Consider the following 19,146-nt stretch of genomic DNA (forward strand, 5'->3'; position numbering starts at 1 on the left):
CCTCAAGCCTCGATTTGTGTGATGACTTCTCCCTCCTTCCGCTCCGATTTCCTGCGCACCCTCCATGAGCGCGGCTATATCCACCAGTGCTCGGACCTTGAGCGCCTCGACGCCAAGGCCGCGGAAGGGCCCATCACCGCCTATATCGGCTTCGACGCCACCGCATCGAGCCTGCATGCTGGGCACCTGCTCTCCATCATGATGCTGCGCACCCTCCAGCGCACCGGCCACCGGCCGATTGCGCTCATGGGCGGCGGCACCACCAAGATCGGCGACCCGTCCGGCAAGGACACACAGCGCCAGATGCTCACCGATGAGCAGATCAACGCCAACATCGCCTCCATCCGCAAGGTCTTCGCGCGCTTCCTCGATTTCGACGGCGGCGCGATCATGGAGAACAATGCGGGCTGGCTCGACGAGCTGAAATACATCCCCCTCCTGCGCGAGGTGGGGCCGCATTTCACCATCAACCGGATGCTGACGTTCGATTCGGTGAAGCTGCGCCTGGAGCGCGAGCAGCCGCTCACCTTCCTCGAATTCAACTACATGATCCTGCAGGCCTATGACTTCGTGGAGCTGAACCGGCGCCATGGCTGCATGCTGCAGATGGGCGGCTCCGACCAGTGGGGCAACATCGTCAACGGCATGGAGCTCGGCCGCCGCATGCACGGCGCGGACCTGTTCGCGCTGACGACGCCACTGCTGACCACCTCTTCCGGTGCCAAGATGGGCAAGACCGCCGGCGGCGCCGTGTGGCTCGATGCCGACCTGCTCTCGCCTTACGAGTACTGGCAGTACTGGCGCAATGCCGGCGATGCGGACGTTGAGCGCTTCCTCAAGCTCTTCACCGAGCTGCCGCTGGATGAGATCGCCCGCCTCGCCGCCCTTCAAGGCCAGGAGATCAACCTCGCCAAGGAGGTGCTCGCCACCGAGGCGACCGCGCTCCTGCACGGCCGCGAGGCCGCCGAGAAGGCGAAGGAGACCGCCCGCACCACCTTCGAGCAGGGCGCGCTGGCCGTGGACCTGCCCACCGTGGAGCTTCCGCGCGCGAAGCTGGAGGCGGGCCTGCCCGTCGCCAACGCCTTCGTGGAGGCCGGCCTTGTCGCCTCCACCAGCGAGGCCCGCCGCCAGATCAAGGGCGGGGGCCTTCGCGTGAACGACGCCGTTGTGACCGACGAGAAGGCAACGCTCGACCTCGCGGCGCTGACCCCCGAGGGCGTGGTGAAGCTCTCCATGGGCAAGAAGAAGCACGTGCTGCTGAAGCCGGTGTGAGACGCTGGGTCGGCGTCCGGCCCCCTCCTCCCTCCTTCGGCCACAAAGGCCCGCCAAAGACCCGGCGTTGACGGCCCCGTCGCGCTGCCGTAAGCGCACGCCCTTCGCACAGCCACCTGTTTCAACGCATTTTCTTCATGCGAACCGGTACCCCCTTCGCTGGAAAATGCTTCAGAAAGAACCTGCCTCCCCATGGCCGAGCCCGCGCCGCGCATCTCCTTCGTTTCCCTCGGCTGCCCGAAGGCGCTGGTGGACAGTGAGCGCATCGTCACGCGCCTGCGCGCCGAGGGTTACGAGCTGACGAAGACCCACCAGGGCGCGGACCTCGTCATCGTCAACACCTGCGGCTTCCTCGACAGCGCCAAGGCGGAAAGCCTGTCCGCCATCGGCGAGGCGCTGGCGGAGAACGGCAAGGTGGTCGTCACCGGGTGCATGGGCGCCGAGCCCGAGCAGATCCGCGAGGTGCATCCCAGCGTCCTCGCCATCACCGGCCCGCAGCAGTACGAGAGCGTGCTCGCCGCCGTCCACGAGGCGGTGCCGCCGCAGCACGATCCCTTCCTCGATCTCGTGCCCGAGCAGGGCGTGAAGCTCACGCCCCGGCACTATGCCTATCTCAAGATCTCCGAAGGCTGCTCCAACCGCTGCACCTTCTGCATCATCCCCAAGCTGCGCGGCGACCTCGTCTCCCGCCCGGCCGCCGACGTGCTGCGCGAGGCCGAGAAGCTGGTGAAGGCGGGGGTGAAGGAACTGCTCGTCATCTCGCAAGACACCTCCGCCTATGGCGTGGACCTGCGCTATGCGCCGAGCCAGTGGGGCGACAAGGAAGTGGCGACCCGCTTCCTCGACCTCGCGTCCGCGCTGGGTGACCTCGGCGCCTGGGTGCGCCTGCATTATGTCTATCCCTACCCGCATGTGGATGCGGTGATGGAGCTGATGGCCGCCGGCAAGGTGCTGCCCTATCTCGACATTCCCTTCCAGCACGCAAGCCCCACCGTGCTGAGGCGCATGAAGCGCCCGGCCTCCCAGGAAAAGACCCTCGCCCGCATCCAGGCGTGGCGGGCGGCGGTGCCGGACCTGACGCTCCGCTCCACCTTCATCGTCGGCTTCCCCGGCGAGACCGAAGCGGAGTTCGAGGAGCTTCTGGCCTTCATGGAAGAGGCCGAGATCGACCGCGCGGGCGCCTTCAAGTTCGAGCCGGTGCGCGGGGCGGATGCCAATGCCCTTCCCGATCCGGTGCCGGACGAGGTGAAGCAGGACCGCTACGACCGCTTCATGCGCACCCAGCAGAAGGTCTCGGCGCGGCGCCTGAAGAAGAAGGTCGGCACCCGTCAGCAGGTCATCATCGACTCCGTGTCGCCCGAAGGCGCCATCGGCCGCACCAAGGGCGATGCGCCGGAGATCGACGGCACGGTGAAGGTCTTCTCCCGCCGCCCGCTGCGCGTGGGTGAGATCGCCACGGTCAAGATCGAGGCCGCCGGGCCGTACGACCTCACCGGCACGGCCGTGGGGTTCTGAGCGCAGCCTGCGCGCGCATAGCGACCAAGCCCCTCCCCCATCCGCACGTCATCGCCCGGCTCGTCCGGGCGATCCACCCATTCGCTTGCGCGCTGCCCGAAGAACCGACCCGGCCCAACCGTGGATCGCCCGGACGAGCCGGGCGATGACGGTATTAAGCCGCGATCTACCCTCTCCCGCGAGGGGGAGAGGCGAGAGGGCCGCCCCTCACCACGTCGCCTTGAAGTTCCGGTAGAGCCGCTCCGCCGCTTGCGCGAAAACCGGCATCCGCTCCTTGGTTGCGGCCTCCAGCAGCGCCTGCCCGTCCGCGCCGGTGATGGCCTCCAGCGCGCAGCGGTATTCGGGAATCACGCCCCATTCGGGCACCGTCGCGTCGGTCAGCTCCACATGATACTGGATGCCGAACGCCCTTTCCCCCACCTGCAGCGCCTGAATGGCGCAATGCTCGTTCTCGGCGAGCACCACTCCGCCCTGCGGCAGGGCCAGCACGGCGGCGCCGTGCCACTGGAGGGTCGGGAAGGTGGGGGCGAGCCCCTTGAACAGGGGGGATTCGTGCCCGGCCGCCGTCAGCGACACGTCGGTGACGCCCACTTCCGGCCGAGGCATGAGGCCCACCTTGCCGCCGAGCGCATCAGCGAGGAGCTGGTGGCCGAGGCAGACGCCGAGATAGGGCTTTCCGGTGGCCATCCAATCGCGGATCGCCGCCTTCTCGGCAATGAGCCAGGGCAGTTCCTCCTCCTGCCACACGTCCATGGGGCCGCCGAACACCATCAGGGCGGCATAGTCGTCGAATGCCGGGATGGTCTCGCCCTCATCCAGCTCCACGGCATCCCATTGGACGCCATCAGCGCGCATGAAGTCGCGGAAGCGGCCGGGGTGCTCGCAGGCGACATGCTGGAAGACCAGGACTTTCACGGACGTTCTCCATGGACGACGCGGCTGTGGCGATGATCGCGCGTGCGGTGGCTGGTGCCCCGATAAGAACAGTCGCGCCAAGGCGGAGCAACAGGTTTTCCCCCCAGGCAAATCGCGATTGCGAGTTAGTTGCGCTAAAGAGTTCGGCCCGCGGGTTTACCGCGCTCCTGCGAAGCCGCTATCAGAGGCGCGATCGGGGAGTAGCCACCGCCTGGGAGATGCACCGGGGCGGGGTCGTGCCAACAGGCTTGCGCGAGAGTGCGCATGGCGCGACCAGCCGAAATTTTCGGCCCGGCGAGACCGTGACGCACCGGTTCGCGCGCGGACGGGCCGGATGCGCCAGGGTTCTCGAGCCTCCCCTTCCGCCGGATATATCCATGTCACCCGCCACGATCCTCGTGCTCGCCCTGAGCATGTCCGTCGATGCCTTCGCCGTCAGCGTCGGCCGCGGCGCCGCCATGGGCCGCCCGCGATTCGCCGAGGCCCTGCGCACCGGCATGGTGTTCGGCCTCGTGGAGGCCGCCACGCCGGTGATCGGCTGGGCGGCCGGGCTTGCCGCCAGCAGCTATGTGGAAGCGGTGGATCACTGGATCGCCTTCGCATTGCTCGGTGGTGTCGGCCTGCACATGCTGGCCTCCGCCTTCTCCACGCGGGACGAGGCGGCGCCGCGCGGGCGCTCTCTGCCTGTGCTGCTGGCCACGGCCTTCGGCACCAGCATCGATGCCATGGCGGTGGGCGTCTCGCTCGCCTTCCTCGATGTGAACATCTGGATCACCGCCGCCGCCATCGGCCTCACCACCTTCATCATGTCGTCGGGCGGCATGCTGATCGGGCGCCTCGTGGGCGAGCGTCTCGGGCGGGTGGCGGAGGTGGTCGCAGGCCTCGCCCTGGTCGCCCTCGGCGCGACGATTCTCGTCGAGCACCTCTCCGCCTGAGGGCGAAAAGCGCCCCCGGCGTTGACTCGACACGCTTTCGCGACTAAGAACCCGCCACCTCGCGGGCCGGAAGTGGCCCGCTTGGCGTTTCACGCACCCGTGGCTTCGCAAGGCAGCGCGCCGGGCGAGCCTGTCGGCGGAACGGTCCGGAACCTCTTGGTTCCCAAGCCATTTCGCAGAGGAGGGGCGCGATCCAAACCCGAACGAACCAACAGGGATTCGCGTTACATGAGCAAGCGCATTGCGGCCAAGCACAAGATCGATCGCCGTATGGGCGAGAACATCTGGGGCCGCCCCAAGAGCCCGGTCAACCGTCGTGAGTACGGTCCCGGCCAGCACGGCCAGCGCCGCAAGGGCAAGCTGTCCGACTTCGGCGTGCAGCTGCGCGCCAAGCAGAAGCTGAAGGGCTATTACGGCTCCATCGGCGAGAAGCAGTTCCACAAGGTGTATGTCGAGGCCTCGCGCCTCAAGGGCGACACCGGCGCCAACCTCATCGGCCTGCTGGAGCGCCGCCTGGACGCGGTGGTCTACCGCGCCAAGTTCGTGCCCACCATCTTCGCCGCCCGCCAGTTCGTCTCCCACGGCCACGTGAAGGTGAACGGCAAGCGCGTGAACATCCCGTCCTACCTCGTCAAGGTGGATGACGTGATCGAGGTGAAGGAAGCCTCCCGCCAGCTCGCCATCGTGATCGAGGCGCAGCAGCTCGCCGAGCGTGACGTGCCCGACTACATCGAGCTCGACACCCACAAGCTCACCGCGCGCTTCGCCCGCATCCCGGAGCTGAACGAGGTGCCCTACCCGGTTCAGATGGAACCGAACCTCGTGGTCGAGTTCTACTCGCGCTGATCCGGCGCGGGACCCGAAAAAGAAAAGGCCGCCCGGTGGGCGGCCTTTTTGTTTGGGCCGCCGCGTCACGGGACGCGGCGGGAAACCCTGTGCGGGCTCAGCTGCCGGACTTCACCTCGGCCGCGGCGGCGGCGAGGAACTCGTCCATGTTGCGGCGGATCTGGTGGTCGGAGACGTCCACCTGCTTGGCGTCGAAATCGGCGCGCAGCTTGCGGAACACGTCCTCGTCACCGGCTTCCTGCAGGTCGGCCTCGACGACGGACTTGGCGTAGGCAAGAGCCTCCTCGCCGGCGAGACCGAGCTTCTCGGCGGCCCACAGGCCGAGCTTCTTGTTCCGGCGGGCGAGCGCCCGGAACCGCGTCTCCTCGTCGAGCGCGAAAGCCTTTTCGAAACCTTCCTCGCGCTTGTCGAACGTGGTCATGGCACCCCTCTTCCTGCGAATGGGCGGCCGGCGGCCGGCCTGATCTGTTTGCGCGGACTGCGTTTGCGCGGACCCTGCTGATTTGGGTTGCCGCTGCGCTCACGCAAGGGCAGCCGAAGCTCCGCACGCGCCGTCCGCACGCGCGCCTTGAATATCCCCCGCCTCATATTAGATCAACGGCAGTGAGGCGCCGTGCCCCCTCCCGGCCATGCGACCTGATGGCCGCCCGGCCTCTTCAAGGGGATGGCACGGGTGGGCGCATCGGGACGCGCGTTGTATCCAGCCGTCCAATCGGCTAGTGTCCGATCGGGCTTGGGATGTCCTTGAAACAGACATCCCCGGTCCAGCCGAGGAGCGTCACCCGAACGGAGCCTTGGCAAACCCATGGATTTCCTCAATCAGCGGTATATTCCCATGAGCCGCCGCCGCCGAATCTACGAAGGCAAGGCGAAAGTCCTCTATGAAGGACCCGAGCCCGGCACACTCATTCAGCACTTCAAGGACGATGCCACGGCCTTCAATGCGAAGAAGCACGATGTCATCGACGGCAAAGGTGTGCTGAACAACCGGATTTCGGAGTACATCTTCTCCCGGCTGAACGACATCGGGGTGCCGACCCACTTCATCCGCCGCTTGAACATGCGCGAGCAGCTCATCCGGGAAGTGGAGATCATCCCCCTCGAGATCGTGGTGCGCAACGTCGCCGCCGGCTCCATCTCGACCCGCCTCGGGATCGAGGAGGGCACCCAGCTGCCGCGCTCGATCATCGAGTTCTATTACAAGAACGACGCGCTCAACGACCCGATGGTGTCGGAAGAGCACATCACCGCGTTCGGCTGGGCCACCACCCAGGAAATCGACGACATCATCGCGCTCGCGATCCGCGTCAACGACTTCCTGTCCGGCCTCTTCCTCGGCGCCGGCATCCGTCTCATCGACTTCAAGATGGAATGCGGCCGCCTGTGGGAGAACGACATGATGCGGATCGTGGTCGCTGACGAGATCAGCCCCGATTCGTGCCGGCTCTGGGACATCAAGTCGAACGACAAGATGGACAAGGACCGCTTCCGCCGCGACATGGGCGGCCTCGTGGAGGCCTACACCGAGGTTGCGCGCCGGCTCGGAATCCTGATGGAGAACGATCCGACGCAGGGCAAGGGCCCCGTCCTCGTGAAGTGACGTGTCAATTCGGGTGGGGGCGTTGTTTCCCATACCCGAAAAGTGCTAGGCGGGGGCCGGATCGGCCCCCGTTTTGCGTTGCCGGGCCCTGTACGGGCCAGGCGGTGCCCGGCGGCGGGCAAGCAACGGCGCGGGCGCAAGCGCGTGCCATGAAGGCGAGGTTTCCATGAAGGCCCGAGTGATCGTCACCCTCAAGTCGGCGGTGCTCGACCCGCAGGGCAAGGCCATCGAAGGCGCGCTGCGGTCGCTGGGTGTGGCCGGCGTGCAGAGCGTGCGGCAGGGGAAGGTGTTCGACGTGGAGCTGGCCGGCAACGACCGCGCCGCCGCCGAGGGCGCCCTCAAGGAAGCCTGCGACAAGCTCCTCGCCAACACCGTGATCGAGACCTACAAGGTCGAATTCGCCGAGTGACGGGCGAAGGATGTTATAGTCTGGCGGCCGCTTCAGGGAGCAAGGCCGCCGAGAGGGCATGATGGCCGAGATCACCAACGAGCTTCTCATCGAGGTTCCGAAGTCGATCCCGCAGGGCGCGGCCCTCGGCGCGCGGGTCCTTGAGGCTCGCAAGGGGCTTGGGGCTCGCCAAAGGCTTGAGGCTCGCGAAGAGGTGATCGCCCGGCGCGATCCCCGACAGGCCTTCGGGCAGGACATGAACACCATATACGGCATGCACGCGGGCCGTGACGCGCGGCTCGCTCGCATCGAACGCAGGCTCGGCCTCGTCGGCATCCACTGAGAGATCATGAAACCAGCCGTCATCCTCTTCCCCGGCTCCAATCGTGAGCAGGACGCCGTGCGCGCGCTGCGGCTCGTCTCCGGCGCCAAGCCCCAGGTGGTCTGGCACGCCGAGCACGAGCTGCCCAAGGGCACCGACCTCGTGGTCCTGCCCGGTGGCTTCTCCTACGGCGATTACCTGCGCTGCGGCGCCATCGCCGCGCGGGCGAACATCATGGAGGCCGTGCGCGCCCATGCCGCTCGCGGCGGTCTGGTGCTCGGCATCTGCAACGGCTTCCAGATCCTGTGCGAGGCGGGGCTGCTGCCCGGCGTGCTGGTGCGCAACGCCCGCCTGCGCTTCGTCTGCCGCGAGGTGCTGCTGCGCGTGGAGCGGGCCGACACCCCCTTCACCAAGGCCTATCGCAAGGGCGAGCTGATCCGCATCCCGGTGGCCCACGGTGAAGGCAATTATACCGCCGACGAGGCCACCATCGCCCGCATCGAGGGCGAAGGCCGCGTCGCCTTCCGCTACGCCCGGCCCGACAGCCGGATCGACGAGACGGACGGCCCCAACGGCGCCATCAACGGGATCGCCGGCATCTATTCCGAGAAGTTCAACGTGCTCGGCATGATGCCCCACCCGGAAAACTACATCGAGCCGGAGATCGGCCCCACCGACGGACGCGGCCTCTTCGAGAGCCTCGCCGGCGCCCTCAAGGCGGCGTGAGCCGCGGCCTCAATTCGGATCGACGCCCGTGAACCTCATTCCCAACACCCCCCGCATCACGCCGGAACTCGTCGCCGAGCACGGCCTGAAGCCGGAGGAGTACGATCACTTCGTGAAGCTGATCGGCCGTGAGCCGACCATCACGGAGCTCGGCATCGTCTCCGCCATGTGGAACGAGCACTGCTCGTACAAATCCTCCAAGGTCTGGCTGCGCACCTTGCCCACCACCGGCAAGCGCGTCATCCAGGGGCCGGGCGAGAATGCCGGCGTGGTGGACATCGGCGACGGTCTTGCCGTCGTGTTCAAGATGGAGAGCCACAACCACCCCTCCTTCATCGAGCCCTATCAGGGCGCGGGGACGGGCGTGGGCGGCATCCTGCGCGACGTGTTCACCATGGGCGCGCGACCCATCGCGGCGCTCAATGCCCTGCGCTTCGGCGACTGCCACAACCTGAAGACCCGCCGCCTTTTGGCCGGCGTGGTGGCCGGCATCGGTGGCTATGGCAATTCCTTCGGCGTGCCCACGGTGGGCGGCTCGGTGGGCTTCCACAAGCGCTACAACGGCAACATCCTCGTCAACGCCATGGCCGTCGGCCTCGCGAAGACGGACGAGATCTTCTACGCGGCGGCCACCGGCGTCGGCCGGGCCATCGTCTATCTCGGCTCCAAGACCGGCCGCGACGGCATCCACGGCGCCACCATGGCCTCGGCCGAGTTCGGTGCCGACGCCGAGGAGAAGCGCCCGACCGTGCAGGTGGGCGACCCCTTCGCCGAGAAGCTGCTGCTGGAAGCCTGCCTCGAGATCATGCAGGCGGGCTGCGTGGTGGCGATCCAGGACATGGGCGCCGCCGGCCTCACCTGCTCCGCCGTCGAGATGGGCGCCAAGGGCGACCTGGGCGTGGAGCTGAACCTCGACGCCGTGCCCTGCCGCGAAACCGGCATGACGGCCTATGAGATGATGCTGTCGGAGAGCCAGGAGCGCATGCTCATGGTGATCGCCGACGGCAAGGAAGCCGAGGCCGAGGCCATCTTCAAGAAATGGGGCCTCGACTTCGCCATCGTCGGCCACACCACCGACACCCTGCGCTTCGTGGTGAAGCACAAGGGCCTCGTGGAAGCCGACCTCCCCATCAAGGAGTTGGGCGACGAGGCGCCGGAATACCGCCGCCCGTATGAGGAGCCGGCCCCGCGCCCCGAGATCCTGCCTTCGGACGTGCGCACCACCGCCTCGGTGGCGGACGCGCTGGAGCGGCTAATCGCCTCGCCGGACCTGTGCTCCAAGCGCTGGGTTTGGGAGCAGTACGACCACCTCATCCTCGGCAACACCGTGCAGCGCCCCGGCGGCGACGCAGCGGTGGTGCGCGTGAATGACGGGCCGAAGGCCCTCGCCATGACCACCGACGTGACGCCCCGCTATTGCGAGGCCGGCCCCTTCGAGGGCGGCAAGCAGGCGGTGGCCGAGGCGTGGCGCAACCTGACCGCCGTTGGCGCCACCCCCATCGCGGTGACGGACAACCTGAACTTCGGCAATCCCGAGAAGCCGGAGATCATGGGCCAGTTCGTGGCCTGCGTGAAAGGCATCGGCGCGGCCTGCGAGGCGCTGGACTTCCCGGTCGTCTCCGGCAACGTCAGCCTCTACAACGAGACCAACGGCAAGGCGATCCTGCCCACCCCGACCATCGGCGGCGTCGGCCTGATCGAGGATCTCGACCAGACCATGACCTTGAACTTCAAGGCGGCGGGCGAGCCGGTGCTGCTCATCGGCAAGACCAAGGGCTGGCTGGGCGCTTCCGCTTTTCTCGCCACCGTGTGCGAGCGCGAGGAAGGGGCCCCGCCCCCGGTCGACCTCATCGCCGAGAAGCGCAACGGCGACTTCGTCCGCAACCTCATCCGCGATGGCGTCGCCACCGCCGTGCATGACGTCTCCGACGGCGGCCTGCTGGTGGCGTTGGCCGAGATGGCCATGGCCAGCGGCATCGGCGTCTCGCTGGAAGACGCCCCGGACGGCATGGACCCCTATGCGTGGTGGTTCGGCGAGGATCAGGCGCGCTACGTGGTCACGGTCGCGTCCGGCCAGGGCGCCGAGGTGATCCACAAGGCGGAGATGGCGGGCGTGCCGATCATGAAGATCGGCAAGACCGGCGGCGACCGCTTGATCGTTCCGGACGACCGCTCGATAGTCGTGGAATCGCTGAAGGATCGGCACGAGACGTGGCTGCCCATCTATATGGGCGCTTCGTCCTGACGCTTTCGTGCACAGCAAGGACGTTTCGACCATGCCCATGAATGCCCGCGACATCGAGCAGCTCATCAAGGATGCGCTGCCCGACGCGACCGTGGTGATCGAGGATCTGGCCGGGGATGGCGACCACTACGCCGCCCGCATCGTCTCGGCCTCGTTCCGCGGCAAGAGCCGGGTGCAGCAGCACCAGATGGTCTATGCCGCCCTCAAGGGGAACATGGGCGGCGTGCTGCACGCGCTCGCCCTGCAGACCTCCGCACCCGCCGAATAGGCGGGCCTCCTCCCCTCTCCGCGCCTCGCGTACGCCGCACCATTGCGGCGTCCCAACACGCGCCTGTGCAAGCGTGTCGCCCCCGGTGCCCTTGCGCTTTGGGCCGCTTGGGCCGATCTTTATGGGCGGAAGGCCGCTGTTCTGGCCGCAGACATTGGATTTGAGACCATGGGCATTCGTGACGATATCGACGCCATCGTGAAGTCCGGCGATGTGGTGCTGTTCATGAAGGGCACGCCGCAGTTCCCGCAGTGCGGCTTCTCCGGCCAGGTGGTGCAGATTCTCGACCACGTGGGCGTCCCCTTCAAGGGCGTGAACGTGCTCGAGAACGACATGATCCGCCAGGGCATCAAGGACTACGCCAACTGGCCGACCATTCCCCAGCTCTACATCAAGGGCGAGTTCGTGGGCGGCTGCGACATCGTCCGAGAGATGTTCCAGTCGGGCGAGCTGATCCCCCTGCTGGAAGAGAAGGGCGTCGCCATCCGCGACCGCGCCATCGGCTGATTCTGGCCGCGTGAGCGCACCGCCATCGGCACCTGAGGCGGCCGTGCCGCCCACCCCACTCCCGCCGCCGCAAGCGGTGGGCTGGGGGCTCAAGGTCGCCATGGCCTTCGGACTGCTGGCGGATGCCGGCGTGGTCATCCTGCTCATCGCCATTTCCGGCTTCGTCTTCGGCGGGCCGGAAGGTGCGCGTGGCGAGATTAACGCCGTGATGGGATGGGCCGGTGCGGTGGCGACCTTCGTCATTCCACCTGCGCTCGGTCTCTGGTTCTGGCGGCGCGGCCGGCCCGATGTGGGCGTTGCGCTCGCATGGCTTCCGCCGCTCGCGGCACTGGCCGCCTTGGCCTTCGGGCTGCTCTAAATCCCCCTGCCCCGGCCAAAAGCCGGGGCACGACACCGCCGGCGCTTTTGCTTGCGAGTCTCAGGCGAGGCCCTTCTGCCGCTTGGCCGCCGTCAGCGTGTTCTGCAGCAGGCAGGCGATGGTCATGGGTCCGACACCGCCGGGAACCGGGGTGATGAGGCCGGCGATGCCCTGCGCTTCCGCATAGGCCACGTCGCCCACGAGGCGGGTCTTGCCGTCGTCCTTCGGCACCCGGTTGATGCCCACGTCGATCACCGTGGCGCCGGGCTTGATCCAGTCGCCACGCACCATTTCCGGCCGGCCCACCGCCGCCACCAGGATGTCCGCCGTGCGGCATTCGCCCGGCAGGTCGCGGGTGCGGGAATGGGCGATGGTGACGGTGCAGTCTTCCTTCAGCAGCAGCTGCGCCGCCGGCTTGCCGACGATGTTCGAGCGGCCGACGACCACCGCCTTGAGCCCGGCGAGGCTGCCGAGGTGGTGCTTGAGCAGCATGATGCAGCCGAGCGGCGTGCAGGGCACCAGCGCGTCGAGGCCCACCGCGAGGCGGCCGGCATTCACCACATGGAAGCCGTCCACATCCTTGGCGGGATCGATGGCGGAGATGACCTTGTTGGCGTCGATCTGCGCCGGCAGAGGCAGCTGGACGAGGATGCCATGCACGGCAGGATCGGCGTTCAGCTTCGCCACCAGGGCGAGAACGTCCGCCTCGGGGGTGTCGGCGGCGAGCTTGTACTCGAAGGAGGCCATGCCGGCCTCGGCCGTCTGGGCCGCCTTGTTGCGCACATAGACCTGGCTGGCGGGGTCCTCGCCCACCAGAACCACGGCGAGGCCGGGGGTGAGGCCGGCGCTGGCCTTGAGGCCGGCGACCTCCTCGGCGATGCGGGCGCGCAGGCCGGCCGCGAAGGCCTTGCCGTCGATGGGTTTGGTCTCGATCACGAAGCACCCCCAGAAATCATCGGGAGCCCGGCGCTGGGCGGCGCGGCTCCGCTCGCTGTTCGGCAATTCCCCGTCCTTGTCGGCAGGCGGGGCGGCTGAGGCAAGAGCAAAAGCATGCCGGAACGCCGCAGCTGTGGTGCTTACAGCGCGCATATGTTTCTTGTAAAGAAAATTGTCTTATCTGACGGAAAGACTGGACCTACCCCGCGCCGCCCGCCTTGGCCCGAACCATCCCGTCCGGCAGCGCCTCATCCTGCCGGCGCAGCATGTCGATGGCGGCGGCAATGGGCAGCGGCGGGGCGAACAGGTAGCCTTGCGCGGTCGGCATGCCGATCTCGCGCAGGAAGCGCAGCTGCTCCCGCGTCTCCACCCCTTCCGCCGTCACGTTGATGCGCAGCGACTGGGCGAGCTTGAGCTTGTGCTCGATCACCGCTGCCACGTCCGGATCGCTGCAGGCCTTCAGCATGAAGGAGCGGTCGATCTTGATGCGGGTGACCGGAAAGCGGCTGACATGGTGCAGGGAGGCATAGCCGGTGCCGTAATCGTCGAGCGCGACGCCAACCCCCTGCTCCCGCAGCGCCTCGAACGTGCGGCTCAGCTCCGCCGAGCTGTTGAGCACGATGGTTTCCGGCACCTCGATCTCCAGCCGTGCGGGATCGAAGCCCGTCTCCTTGAGGATGGCGCCGATCTGCTGGGCGAAATCCGCCGACCGCATGGTGGAGGGCGCGATGTTGACCGAGATGGACATGCCCGGCAGCGCCGCGGCCTCCATGCAGGCGCGGCGCAGGCCATACAGGTCGAGCCCGCCGATGATGTGCATCTCCTCGGCCATGGCGATGAACTGGGCCGGCAACAGGCGGCCCAGCTTGGGGTGGTCCCACCGCAGCAGGGTCTCGAAGCCGACCACGCGCCCGCTCGCCACGTCCACCTGCGGCTGGTAGGTGATGACCAGCTCGCCCCGCTCCAGTGCCCCGCCGAGGGCCGTCTCGATCTCGCGGCGGGCGTTGCGCTCGCTCTCGAGCTGGGTCTCGAAGCGGCAGAGGGTATCGCCGCCGCTGTCCTTCGCCCGATAGAGGGCGATGTCCGCCCGGCGCATGAGATCGCTGGCCGTGGCGGCATCCTGTGGCGCCTCGGCGACGCCGATGGAGGCGGAGACGCGCAGTTCGCCCGCCCCGTCCGGCACCGGAGGCCTCAGCGCCGCCTGAAGGCGATCGAGCAGCGCGTCGATCTCGCCCGCATTCGCGGCCGGAAAGAACGCGACGAACTCATCCCCGCCGAACCGCCCCACCACGCCGCGATCGCCGATGGTCAGGGCAACGCGGGTCGCCACCGCCTTCAGCAGCAGGTCGCCGGCGCCGTGGCCGGCGGTGTCGTTGATGAGCTTGAAGTCGTCGAGGTCGATGAACAGCAGCACCAGCCGCGCATCGGGAGCGCGGCCGGCAAGGGCGGATTCCAGCGCCTCGATGAAATAGCCGCGGTTGAAGAGGCCGGTTAGGTAGTCGCGGGAGGCCATCTCGCGGGCCTGCGCCTCGCTCGCGGCCAGCGCCGCGGCAACCCGCAGCGCGCGGAACATCATGACGAGGAAGGTTACGGAGAGCAGCGTGGTGAGCACCGCGAGCGCCGGCAGGGCATTGCGCAGCAGGCTCCGGCCGGGCTGCGCGCCACGCCAGGCCAGTTCCGCCTCGGTGCCGTCGAAGAGATTGGGGACCGCCGTGCCGACGCGGTCGGGATGGTTGGTGGCGGTACGGCCGGTGCGCAGCTGCACGTCGTGCAGGTGGGCGGGCGCGGCGAGGCTTTGCAGCAGCGAATCGTCCAGCAGGTCCACCGTCACCGCCGCCAGCGGCTGCGGGGCCTTGATGTCGTCCGCACGCTCCGAGAAGGGGCGCACCACGAGGATGCCCGCGCCGTCCTTGCTGGCGACGAGGCCGGCACGGCCGGCGCGGCCCTCCGCCAGCGCCCGCGTGATGGCCGGGCGGATCCACGCAAAGGCCTTCTGCTCCCCCGTCTTCCCGTTCTCGGACGAATAGAGGAGGTTCCCCTTGGCATCGATGATGTAGACGAACTCCAGCCCGAACCCGTCATTCAGCCGCCGCCCGAAGCGCTCGTGCAGGCGCGCGATGTCGCCGCTGGCGAGCTGGCCGAGCACCTGCCGCTCGTCCTCCGAGGTCGACATGGCCTGCTGGATGAGTTCCTCGTGGGCGTGGAGCGCGGCAAGCAGCGCCAGCCGCTCGCGCATCCCCGCCTTCTCGTCCTGCTTCATGCCGGCATAGACGAAGACGCCCACGAGCCCGGCCACCAGGAGCGCGAGCGCGCCGAGCCCGGCCAGGAGCGAACGGTGGACGTGACGGCCGGACGGGCGAGAAATGGCGATGCCTCCCTGGAACGCGGTCCAGAAACGTTGCTCCACCGCAGAGCCGCAGATGGCGCCGCTCGGCAGAAAATGCGGCGGTGTCTGCCGGATTTATCTCTATGTCCGATAGATTTGCACCTTGCGCAAGGTCGTTTCGACCTTCTCCAATCTGCGCAGCCGACCGGCGAGCGAGCAACCATCAGGGCTCAACCAGGGGGACGTCATTCCGTTGCGGCGCCACGAATACTGGCGCCCCCCAGCCGGCGGGACGGCCTTGCCCCTCAGGCATTCACCTTGCAGTGCAGCACCTTGCACTGCACGCACCGGGCACCGGCGGCACAAAGCAAGGCCGCCCGGCTGATGATGTCTCAGCCGGGCGGCGAAGTATTCCCCAAGGTTAAGCCCCGGCGGCGCTCAGCTGGCCGCGGGCACCAGGAAGCGGTCGGCATCGGCGCGGGTGGCGACGATCTCGGTGAGTTCGTTGACACCTGTCGTGAGCAGCACGCGCTCCACCTGCGGATCGCAGTTGAACAGCACCAGCGTGCCGCCGCGCTTGTGCAGCGACTTGGCGTTGGCGAGGATCAGCCGGATGCCGATGGAGGCGAGGAAGGTCACGCCCGCCATGTCCACCAGGGCCACATGGGCGTGGCTCACCAGGGCGCTGAAGGTGTTCTCGATTTCCGCGGCGCCGGCGATGTCCATGCGGCCGGCGAGGGAAACGAGGATCTGCCCGGAATCGAGCGGAGTGGATTCGAGTTTCATGGCGGTCCGCCGTGGTTCGCTGGGCCGTGCACCCGGAACCAATGCGGTTCCGGGTTATCCGGCTCCTCTTCCCACCCTGTCTTTACAGTTTTGTGACAACGGCCCGGACCAGCTTCCCGCCCCGGCGGCGTCTGCCGCGCGGTCAGCCGAGGGCGGCAAGGCGGGCGTCCAGCGCCTCCCCTTCGGGCAGGTCCGACACCGCTTCCACGGTGAGGCCACCCGCCGCGAGATGGCGCACCATGAGGAAGAAGCGGTCGGCGCGGCCTTCGCTCCTGGCGAGAGTGTCCACCCAGAGCCTGTCGAACGTATCGAGCACCGGCGCTAGCGGCTCCACGGGAAGCTGCTGGCCGGAATAGCGCGGGAACTTGTTGGTCAGCTTCTTCCAGTCGTCTTTCAATCCGTCGCGCAGCACGGGATCGGCCGTGAGGCGCGCATCGCGGCCGCCGCGCTCGTAGCTCGCGCGGGTTTCCATCAACGACAGCAGCAGCGCATTCGCCCGGCTCCGCAGCAGCGGCCGGAGCCGCTCCACGAACAGACGGCGCAACCAGCCCACGTATTCGGCATCGGCGAGGCCGATCTCATGGATGACCACCCCCGGCCCCGGAGCGAACCGCTCCGCGGCGGCTGCGAAGGGCTCCGCCGGCCAGTCCGCGGCGGCGCGGGACGTGAGCAGAAGGACGACGCCCCCCGGCAGCGCCGCAGCGGCCGGCAGGAGGGAGAGGGTGAGGTCGTCCGCCGCCTCGATCCCGTCGATGCACACAACGAGACGCTTCGCCCCCTGCCCTGCCGCCACGACGGCGAGGGCCGCGAGCCAGCCGGCAAAGGCCTCCGGGCTTTCCGATGCGCCCGAAGCCTCGGGCGCGGGCAGGCCGTGCTCAGCCTCGAAGGCCGCCTTCAGGGCCTCCACGAGCGCGGCGGGGCTCGCCTGCGCCGTGAGGCCCGCCGCGATGGCGCGGGCACCGCTGGAGATGGCGCTGTCGATCCCCTCCAGGCTGCCTTCCTTGCCCGTCCGGCGCGCGATGATGCCGCGCACGAACTGGGTCTTCCCGGCGCCGCCCGGCATGCGGAGCCAGTAGACGCCGCGATCGCAGCTCACGAGGAAGGAACGGAACGGCGTCCGCAGATGGGCCGGCGAGACGTAATCGCCGTCGCTATCGAGGGCGAGCGCGAACGGCGCTGCGGCGAACTTCTGGGCGGAAGGCTGCTGGGTCATAGGGGGCACCCGGGGCGAGAGCATGGACCGCCTTCCGGCCGCCCTCGATCCCGGCGGGTTTCGGCCAACGATCCAGATGGAGAAGCCTGAAGCATTTACCGTGCCCCGGCCGCCTCTTCGGGATCGCCCGCCCGTCCTTCTGACCTCCGGCGTCAGCGCTTGGGGCCGCCGCTGCCGAAATTGCTGGTGTGGCCTTCCTTCGTCGCCTGGGCGCGCCACGCCTTGGCCACCGCCTTCAGCTTCTGGTCGGGCGCGATGCGCGACACCATCTGCTCGGCGCGGGTGCTGCCGCACGAGGGGCAGACGGGCGTGTCGGACGACGAGATGAGGAGTTCGAACTCCTTGTCGCAATCGGGACAATGGAAATTGTAGAGCGGCACGCCGAGCCTCCTGTCCTGTTCCGGGGGCACGTCCGCGCGTCCGGCGCAAGTCCTTGAAAGACCACGCGCAAGCCGCTGCCGACGTGCTGCGGCGCCGCGCTTCCGCCGTCGCCCGGAGCACGCGCCGGTCTCTCCCAAGCAGGAAGCGGGCCAGATGGCGGGGAGGCGTCCGTCAGCCTACCGTCTCGATGCCGAGCACTTTCTCCAGCACTCCGGCGGGGTCTTCATCCCCCATCAGGGCGGTGCCCATCATCAGCGCCTTGGCGCCGGCCGCGCCGAGCCGCGCGCGATCCTCGGCGGTGCCGAGGCCGCCTTCCGCCACCACGAACGCCTTCTCTGGCGGGATGAGCGGGATCAGCGCCTCGCAGGTGCCGGGCACAAGCTCGAAGGTGTGGATGTTGCGGTTGGTGACGCAGATGAAATCCGCCCCCGCCGCCAGCGCCGTTTCCACGTCCGCCGGGGTATGCACCTGAACCAGCACGTCGAGGGCGATGGAGGATGCGCGCTCGCGATAGGCGGCAAGGTCCGGCCCGAGCAGCGCAGCCGACAGCACCACCGCATCCGCCCCGGCGAGGCGCGCCTCCAGGATCTGGTAGACGTCGTAGATGATGTCCTGCGCGAGGATGGTGAGGTCCACCGCGCCGCGCACGGTGGCGAGGTCCGAATAGGAGCCGCGGAAGGACTGCCGCTCCACCGCCACCGAAAGGGCCGCCGCGCCCACCGCCTCGAAATCCTCGGCCAGCGCCTTGTAGGGCACCATGGTCTTCAACGCCGGCTCGAACGGTGATCCGCCCTTCAGCTCGCAGATGATGCCGGGCTTGCCGGTGGCCCGGAAGGCGGCGGCCAGCGCGCCGTGGAAGCCGCGCGTCATGGGCATCTCGCCCACCTTGCCCTGGATCTGGCCCAGCGAGCGGCGGGCCTTAGCCTTGGCGAGCTGGTCGCGGCGCTGGAGGAGGAACGGCTTCAGCCGGCTGTTTTCGGGCAGGATCATGAAAGAACGTCCAGAGGCAAAGGTGAAAGGCAAAGGGGCAGGCGAAAGGAGACAGGCACGCGAACGGAGCAAAACGCTCCCGATGAATAAGCACCTACAGCTTCACAGATTTCGCGCGCTTTGGCCATGCCGCTTTCGCACCGCGGCAGAGGCGGCGGCGCGGTTGGCTCTTTCCTCTTGCACCGCAACGCGCGATGATCCGCCCATTCTTAGCCGATCGAGTTTTTGAAGATGTTCACGCGCGTCTGCAAAGCGGAAACCGTTGCCGAAGGCGGCATGCGGCTGGTGATCGCCGACAGCCACCTCATCGTCCTCGCCTGGCCCGACAATGGGGAGATCCGCGCCTTTCAGGGCGTCTGTCCCCATTCGAACACGCCGCTCAACGAGGCCGAGTTCGACGGTACTGTCCTCACCTGCCCGCTCCATCACTGGACCTGGGACCTGAATTCCGGCGCCCCCGTCGAGCCGCAGGAAAGCGCGCTCGCGGAATATCCGGTGAAGGTGGAAGATGGCGTCGTCTATATCGACACGGAAGGCATAGAGCCCCTGTTCGCCGCGCCCTGAGAGCGCCGCAGCCCGCCCCAATAATCAGTCGAGGCGCCGCGCCGGGTGCATTG

At 68.0% G+C, this 19,146-nt stretch carries 21 protein-coding genes; 13 read left to right on the plus strand and 8 right to left on the minus strand.

Annotated elements, in window-relative coordinates:
• The first annotated feature begins 21 nt into the window (after window positions 1-21).
• Window positions 22-1,272, plus strand: coding sequence for a tyrosine--tRNA ligase (gene tyrS / locus A37E_RS0122710; protein ID WP_029558709.1), 1,251 nt, complete (start codon window positions 22-24; stop codon window positions 1,270-1,272).
• A gap of 192 nt (window positions 1,273-1,464) precedes the next feature.
• On the plus strand, window positions 1,465-2,787 hold the full coding sequence (rimO, locus tag A37E_RS0122715; RefSeq protein ID WP_029558711.1) for a 30S ribosomal protein S12 methylthiotransferase RimO: 1,323 nt from the start codon (window positions 1,465-1,467) through the stop codon (window positions 2,785-2,787).
• A gap of 207 nt (window positions 2,788-2,994) precedes the next feature.
• On the opposite strand, the gene A37E_RS0122720 is transcribed toward rimO, so the two are convergent.
• A complete protein-coding gene (locus A37E_RS0122720) occupies window positions 2,995-3,702 on the minus strand; it encodes a type 1 glutamine amidotransferase (RefSeq protein WP_029558712.1) in 708 nt (235 codons plus the stop codon).
• Between the two features lie 377 nt (window positions 3,703-4,079).
• Between A37E_RS0122720 and A37E_RS0122725 the strand changes: the two genes are divergently transcribed.
• The gene (locus A37E_RS0122725) at window positions 4,080-4,637 is read left to right on the plus strand and encodes a manganese efflux pump MntP family protein (RefSeq protein WP_029558713.1); all 558 of its coding nucleotides are present in this window, start codon (window positions 4,080-4,082) and stop codon (window positions 4,635-4,637) included.
• A 228-nt stretch (window positions 4,638-4,865) separates the two neighbouring features.
• Window positions 4,866-5,483, plus strand: coding sequence for a 30S ribosomal protein S4 (gene rpsD / locus A37E_RS0122730; protein ID WP_024278816.1), 618 nt, complete (start codon window positions 4,866-4,868; stop codon window positions 5,481-5,483).
• Window positions 5,484-5,580: 97 nt separating this feature from the next.
• Here rpsD and A37E_RS0122735 read toward each other — a convergent pair whose 3' ends face one another.
• Window positions 5,581-5,904 (minus strand): DUF1476 domain-containing protein, encoded by a 324-nt coding sequence (locus A37E_RS0122735; RefSeq protein WP_029558714.1) that lies wholly within the window; start codon window positions 5,902-5,904, stop codon window positions 5,581-5,583.
• Window positions 5,905-6,288: 384 nt separating this feature from the next.
• On the opposite strand from A37E_RS0122735, the gene purC reads away from it, so the two are divergent.
• From purC to A37E_RS25580, 8 genes are all read left to right on the plus strand, one after another.
• On the plus strand, window positions 6,289-7,083 hold the full coding sequence (gene purC, locus A37E_RS0122740; RefSeq protein WP_024278814.1) for a phosphoribosylaminoimidazolesuccinocarboxamide synthase: 795 nt from the start codon (window positions 6,289-6,291) through the stop codon (window positions 7,081-7,083).
• Between the two features lie 166 nt (window positions 7,084-7,249).
• The gene (gene purS / locus A37E_RS0122745; protein WP_024278813.1) at window positions 7,250-7,492 is read left to right on the plus strand and encodes a phosphoribosylformylglycinamidine synthase subunit PurS; all 243 of its coding nucleotides are present in this window, start codon (window positions 7,250-7,252) and stop codon (window positions 7,490-7,492) included.
• A 58-nt stretch (window positions 7,493-7,550) separates the two neighbouring features.
• On the plus strand, window positions 7,551-7,814 hold the full coding sequence (locus A37E_RS0122750; RefSeq protein ID WP_029558715.1) for a hypothetical protein: 264 nt from the start codon (window positions 7,551-7,553) through the stop codon (window positions 7,812-7,814).
• Between the two features lie 6 nt (window positions 7,815-7,820).
• Window positions 7,821-8,519: a phosphoribosylformylglycinamidine synthase subunit PurQ gene (gene purQ / locus A37E_RS0122755; protein WP_024278811.1), complete on the plus strand. Its 699-nt coding sequence runs from the start codon at window positions 7,821-7,823 to the stop codon at window positions 8,517-8,519.
• A 37-nt stretch (window positions 8,520-8,556) separates the two neighbouring features.
• Window positions 8,557-10,764, plus strand: coding sequence for a phosphoribosylformylglycinamidine synthase subunit PurL (gene purL, locus A37E_RS0122760; protein WP_029558716.1), 2,208 nt, complete (start codon window positions 8,557-8,559; stop codon window positions 10,762-10,764).
• Between the two features lie 31 nt (window positions 10,765-10,795).
• Complete coding sequence (locus tag A37E_RS0122765) at window positions 10,796-11,032, plus strand: BolA family transcriptional regulator (protein WP_024278809.1); 237 nt, start codon at window positions 10,796-10,798, stop codon at window positions 11,030-11,032.
• 168 nt (window positions 11,033-11,200) lie between these two features.
• Window positions 11,201-11,539 (plus strand): Grx4 family monothiol glutaredoxin, encoded by a 339-nt coding sequence (gene grxD, locus A37E_RS0122770; RefSeq protein ID WP_024278808.1) that lies wholly within the window; start codon window positions 11,201-11,203, stop codon window positions 11,537-11,539.
• A gap of 43 nt (window positions 11,540-11,582) precedes the next feature.
• Complete coding sequence (locus tag A37E_RS25580; RefSeq protein ID WP_038193580.1) at window positions 11,583-11,897, plus strand: hypothetical protein; 315 nt, start codon at window positions 11,583-11,585, stop codon at window positions 11,895-11,897.
• 60 nt (window positions 11,898-11,957) lie between these two features.
• Here the strand turns inward: A37E_RS25580 and folD are convergent, their stop codons facing one another.
• From folD to A37E_RS0122805, 6 genes are all read right to left on the minus strand, one after another.
• Window positions 11,958-12,830 (minus strand): bifunctional methylenetetrahydrofolate dehydrogenase/methenyltetrahydrofolate cyclohydrolase FolD, encoded by an 873-nt coding sequence (folD, locus tag A37E_RS0122780; RefSeq protein ID WP_197023076.1) that lies wholly within the window; start codon window positions 12,828-12,830, stop codon window positions 11,958-11,960.
• A gap of 202 nt (window positions 12,831-13,032) precedes the next feature.
• Window positions 13,033-15,240, minus strand: a complete 2,208-nt coding sequence (locus tag A37E_RS26185; RefSeq protein WP_051679274.1) for an EAL domain-containing protein — start codon at window positions 15,238-15,240, stop codon at window positions 13,033-13,035.
• 357 nt (window positions 15,241-15,597) lie between these two features.
• Window positions 15,598-15,945, minus strand: a complete 348-nt coding sequence (locus tag A37E_RS0122790; protein ID WP_051679275.1) for an STAS domain-containing protein — start codon at window positions 15,943-15,945, stop codon at window positions 15,598-15,600.
• 142 nt (window positions 15,946-16,087) lie between these two features.
• A complete protein-coding gene (locus tag A37E_RS0122795) occupies window positions 16,088-17,158 on the minus strand; it encodes a hypothetical protein (RefSeq protein WP_029558721.1) in 1,071 nt (356 codons plus the stop codon).
• 152 nt (window positions 17,159-17,310) lie between these two features.
• Window positions 17,311-17,538, minus strand: coding sequence for a zinc ribbon domain-containing protein (locus tag A37E_RS0122800; RefSeq protein WP_029558722.1), 228 nt, complete (start codon window positions 17,536-17,538; stop codon window positions 17,311-17,313).
• A gap of 172 nt (window positions 17,539-17,710) precedes the next feature.
• Window positions 17,711-18,529, minus strand: coding sequence for an indole-3-glycerol-phosphate synthase (locus tag A37E_RS0122805; RefSeq protein WP_029558723.1), 819 nt, complete (start codon window positions 18,527-18,529; stop codon window positions 17,711-17,713).
• A 231-nt stretch (window positions 18,530-18,760) separates the two neighbouring features.
• On the opposite strand from A37E_RS0122805, the gene A37E_RS0122810 reads away from it, so the two are divergent.
• The gene (locus tag A37E_RS0122810) at window positions 18,761-19,093 is read left to right on the plus strand and encodes a Rieske 2Fe-2S domain-containing protein (protein ID WP_024278800.1); all 333 of its coding nucleotides are present in this window, start codon (window positions 18,761-18,763) and stop codon (window positions 19,091-19,093) included.
• The last annotated feature ends 53 nt before the right edge of the window (window positions 19,094-19,146 follow it).

Source organism: Xanthobacter sp. 91 (genome assembly GCF_000702385.1).
GTDB lineage: Bacteria > Pseudomonadota > Alphaproteobacteria > Rhizobiales > Xanthobacteraceae > Xanthobacter > Xanthobacter aminoxidans.